Origin of the sequence: Dyella japonica (genome assembly GCF_040545895.1) — a bacterium.
Taxonomy (GTDB): domain Bacteria; phylum Pseudomonadota; class Gammaproteobacteria; order Xanthomonadales; family Rhodanobacteraceae; genus Dyella; species Dyella japonica_D.
Genome location: NZ_JBEPMU010000018.1, coordinates 1 through 4303 on the forward strand (window position 1 = coordinate 1; position 4303 = coordinate 4303).

Here is a 4303-nt window from a genome sequence, read left to right on the forward strand (position 1 = left end):
CCGAGCGTGGTGATGCCACTGCCGATCTGCGCGATGGTGCCGGCGCCCGAGATCGCCCCACCGTAACTGAGGGCATCGGAGCGATTGAAGACCAGCGCGCCGTTGTCGGCCACGTCACTGGCGATGCTGCCCGTGGTGCCGCCATTGCCCAGTTGCAGCGTGCCGGCGCTGATCGTGGTGCCACCCGTGTACGTGTTATCGCTCGTCAACACGGTGGTGCCGGCACCGATCTGATTGACCACGCCACTGCCCGAGATCACGCCGCCGAAGCTCGACGTGTCCGATCGGTCGAACGCCAGCGCGCCATTGTCCGTCACATCGCCAACGATACTGCCGCTCGTGCCGCCATTGCCCAGTTGCAGCGTGCCGCCCGAGATGGTCGTGCCTCCGGTGTAGGTGCTGTCGCCGGTCAGGACCGTATAGCCCGCAATCTGGTTGACGGCACCGGCACCGCTGATCGCTGGCCCGAACGCATAGGTGCCGGTCATATCGGTATGGTTGAAATTAACGACACCCATGCCGGCGCCAAAGCTGACCGTTGTGGCATTGAGGGCGCCAGGCCCGGTGGCGGCCACACCGGCGACAGCCCCCACGTTCAGGGTACCTCTGGAGCCAGCACTCGAGGCGATGAAAACTTGCGGGGCCGACACTTGGCCGCTATCGGCGATGGTCAAGGCCCCATCGCCACCATTACCCACGATAAGGGAGCCGCTGTTGGTCCACCTCGAGCCGGAGCCCGTGACCGTAACGGTGCTTATACCTCCGGCCTGCTGGCCTATGGACGCCGCCGTATTACTGACACCGACGCCGACATCACTGACGACGCCGCCGTCGGCGATGGTCAATGCGCCGCTACCCAAATTCCCAACGGTCAAGGTCGCCGTGCTGTTCCACTGGGAACCCGGTCCGGTCACATTGGCCGTGCCGACACCACCCCCGACCTGACCGAGGATACCGCCGTAGCTGGTCACCACGCCGCCATCGGTCACGGTCAACGTGCCGTTGCCACTCTGTCCGACGCTCAACGCCCCCGAGCTGTTCCACTGTGACCCAGGCCCCGTCACAGTCATCGTGCCGGCGCCAGTGGCGATCATTCCAACGTAATTGGCGGCGCCATAGCTGGTCACCACGCCGCCATCGGCCACGGTCAACGTGCCGTTGCCGGCATACCCGACGGACACATTTCTAGAGCTGTTCCACTGGGATCCCGCCCCCGTCACACTCGCTGTTCCGACGCTGCCCACCAAATTACCGAGGTAAGCGGCGAGATTGTTGGTCACCACGCCACCCATGGATATGTCCAGCGCGCCCACACCGCTATTGCCGACAGTCAGAGTGCCGGGAATACTCCAGGATGCGCTTGGATTGGGCGTCTCGACGGGACTGACATCACCGCTGATCGCGACCGACTGGGCATGCACTCCCGCGTTCCCCGCACACGCAACCACCAGGGACACGCCAACCAGCGCACTCCGGGTGGTCAGTGCCGCCGTGGTCAGACATTTTCTCAGCCGCCGCCTCGGGATCCCCACCGCGCCATGTCCACCGGCTCCGGTGAGATCCCACAGCGACCAACGCACGGCGCCAGCGATGGGCCCTAAGCCCATCCCCATCTCCCCTCGCGGCCCGGGGCGGGCTGTCGGCGCCGGCGCCCCGCGGCCAAGTGATAGGTCGACGTGAGCGAGCGGTGTATGAGTCATAGGGAGGTCATCGGCTGAAGAAGTCTCCACTCCAGCATCGAATCGGTCCTGCTGCTATCGGACGCGCCCTAATGTTACAGCTGCGTTAAAAGCCAGAGGCTGGTGAACGGCGGTGACGTTGCTAGGGTGGTCGCATTGAATCGGGACCCCGTTCGGCATGCCCTGTCTTCATCGCAATCTAGTCACTGGCATTCTCGAATGCTCGTGGTGCAAAGGCGTGGCACAACGCCAGTTGCCCGGCGCGGGTCTTCCGCAGCTGATGGGCCTTGCAGGTAAACTAAAATCGTACGCAAAGCGCCTCTTTGACTATCCCGAGCTTGATCCGCTGAACGCTCAGGACACGGCGGAAGCCTTGCGGGAGCCTGTGCAGAAGGAAGGTGTCGAATTCACCGATGAGGCCATTGACGAGATTCGTCGCATCACCCAGGGTTACGCATATTTTCTGCATGCCTGGGTTTACCAGGCATGGAACTTGGCCACTGCGTCACCGATCAAGCTTGATGTCGTGCATAGAGCCACATGACGCCCAATCGAGCGGCTCGATAATAGCTTTTTCCGTGTTCGGCTGGACCGCACGAGGCCGCGTGAGAGGACCTATATGCGCGCGCTTGCTGAACTTTGTCCTTGCCGTCAGCGCTCCGGCAAGGTGGCCGATCTGATCGGCCGTCAATATTCAGAGTGTGGCGCCGTTGCGGAGCGGTCTCATGAAGAAGGGCATGATCTATAGCCCATCGCACGGCGACACCGAGTTCACCGTACCGCTGTTCGATGAATTCATGAAACGGACCATGGGAGATATGTCGAAGCATGGAATGTGGGCCCCCGCTGCGCGCTCCTTGCCGTCCCTTCTTACGTGGTGTTTCGGCCGGCGTCCGATAGCAGCGGGCGCCCATACCCGCCGTCAGGCAACCGGTTGGGCGCCGATTCATCGCGCCGTCACATCGGATGTCGCCTTAATCACCAGCGGTTCCGCCAGATGCGGTATTCACGCGTGACAACCTCGGCATACGAACGCCTCCTCACCGTGGGCGAGCACCGGTGCGTTGTCATCTTTTCGCCGGTGCCGCACGGGACCGCTTCAGTCGAGGTGAGGGTGCGTTTGCCGGACGGTCGCTGCCTGCCCGTGCCTGGTGGGGCGGTGACCGTCGGCCGGGGGATCGTAGCGGCCATTCGTGTCGCCGCAGGCGCTCTGGCAGAAAGCGGACGGGCGCACTAATACTTCGAGAAGATTTCCATGTGGCCCGCCGCATCGACCAGCCGTAATCGCCCCTGGCCCACCGATTCGACCTTGTACGTATTCTCAAATGCGCTGGCGCTATGGTTGCCCAGTGAGGCGCCCGTCAGTGTCAACGTGTCGTTGTCCAGTCGCGACGTCCTGTAAAGCAGCGCGGCCATGTTGATCGAGCTCACTGAGCCGTCCTCGCGCAGCAAGAAGCCCTGCACCTGGCCGGCCATGCTGGGCACGGGCTCCACCCAATCGCCAATGAGCGTGGTACGGGTGACGGCGACCCCGGAAGCACCAAAACGACCAATGCCCAATGCGCCCATGAGCTGTATTGACCGTTTTCCGCATTGCATCCCAATCAGTGCGCATCAACCTCAGTGCTCTTCCAAGCGTCGAGTGCTTGGATTTGCTTGAGCCATCGCTGAAGATTTGGCAGATCAGTTACCGGAAGTTTGGCTCGGAGTTGATCAGCGAGCGGCGCGGCAATGGCGAAATCTGCGATCGAAAGGCCGGAACCGCTAATCCACTCGCGATCGGTGAGGTGGTTGTCAAGGATCGTCGCGGCTTCGATGAGGAGTCGCTCTCCGCGGGCCACTTCAGCTGAATCGGCGGGACCGATTCCAGCCTGTGCCTTGATCGAGTTTTCCCAGTTTAGGATGCCGATACCTGGCATGAAGTATTGTCCGCACCAAAAGAGCCAACGGTTCACGTCTGCGCGAGCCGTGGGGTCGATTGGATATAGCGTCTGGCCAAGTGAAATATCTGCCAAATACTGCATGATTGCGTAGGATTCCCATAGCACGAACCCCTCGTGTTCAAGCACCGGAACTCGGTGATTCGGGTTCAGTTTCAAGAATTCCGGTGAGTTCTGCTCTCCCTTGAACAGGTCAATGGGCACGAGGTCGACTTTGATGCTGAGCTGGTGCGCCACCATCAGGACTCGGCGGCTGCAAGTTGAGATGGGATTGTAGTAAAGACGCACGATTCAGATCCCTATATCAATGGTTGAGGCGGTCATTCTCATGCGCCCCAGTGACAGATTCTGTCAGCAGTGAATCGCTAGGACGGCAGATGACCGGACGACTTTTGCTGACGGGTGTCAAATTCGCGCCTTTCCTTGCCTGCATGAACGGAACATGGAGCACGGACGACCGAGCCCCAAAGGTAGCCTTGGTCGCTGCAGAGCCACCATCGCTGATCGCCGCAGACGGGTCCATGAGACTTGCCTTAATTTTCGTGGTGTCAGGGCCAAGCGTTCGTGCCTCGGAAGAGAGCGCAGAGTGGATGTGTCGACTCCCCTCAGATCAGTGCCACGAATAACTAGAGGTGGCCGGATCGTTCTGGACACGGAATTCGGCGGGCGTCAGCCCGCCGAGGC

At 61.3% G+C, this 4303-nt stretch carries 5 protein-coding genes; 2 read left to right on the plus strand and 3 right to left on the minus strand.

Going from position 1 to position 4303, the window contains the following annotated elements:
* Positions 1-1421, minus strand: a 1421-nt coding sequence (locus ABIC75_RS22990; RefSeq protein WP_354016214.1) for an autotransporter-associated beta strand repeat-containing protein, incomplete at its 3' end; no start/stop codon positions are given.
* A gap of 496 nt (positions 1422-1917) precedes the next feature.
* Here ABIC75_RS22990 and ABIC75_RS22995 point away from each other — a divergent pair.
* Both ABIC75_RS22995 and ABIC75_RS23000 read left to right on the plus strand, forming a co-directional pair.
* Positions 1918-2223 (plus strand): hypothetical protein, encoded by a 306-nt coding sequence (locus ABIC75_RS22995; protein WP_354016215.1) that lies wholly within the window; start codon positions 1918-1920, stop codon positions 2221-2223.
* Positions 2224-2404: 181 nt separating this feature from the next.
* The gene (locus ABIC75_RS23000) at positions 2405-2695 is read left to right on the plus strand and encodes a hypothetical protein (protein WP_354016216.1); all 291 of its coding nucleotides are present in this window, start codon (positions 2405-2407) and stop codon (positions 2693-2695) included.
* Between the two features lie 217 nt (positions 2696-2912).
* Here the strand turns inward: ABIC75_RS23000 and ABIC75_RS23005 are convergent, their stop codons facing one another.
* Both ABIC75_RS23005 and ABIC75_RS23010 read right to left on the minus strand, forming a co-directional pair.
* Positions 2913-3248 carry a lipocalin family protein gene (locus tag ABIC75_RS23005; RefSeq protein ID WP_354016217.1) on the minus strand — a complete coding sequence of 112 codons (336 nt, stop codon included), beginning with the start codon at positions 3246-3248 and terminating at the stop codon, positions 2913-2915.
* A 35-nt stretch (positions 3249-3283) separates the two neighbouring features.
* Positions 3284-3907, minus strand: a complete 624-nt coding sequence (locus tag ABIC75_RS23010; RefSeq protein ID WP_354016218.1) for a glutathione S-transferase family protein — start codon at positions 3905-3907, stop codon at positions 3284-3286.
* Positions 3908-4303 lie beyond the last annotated feature (396 nt).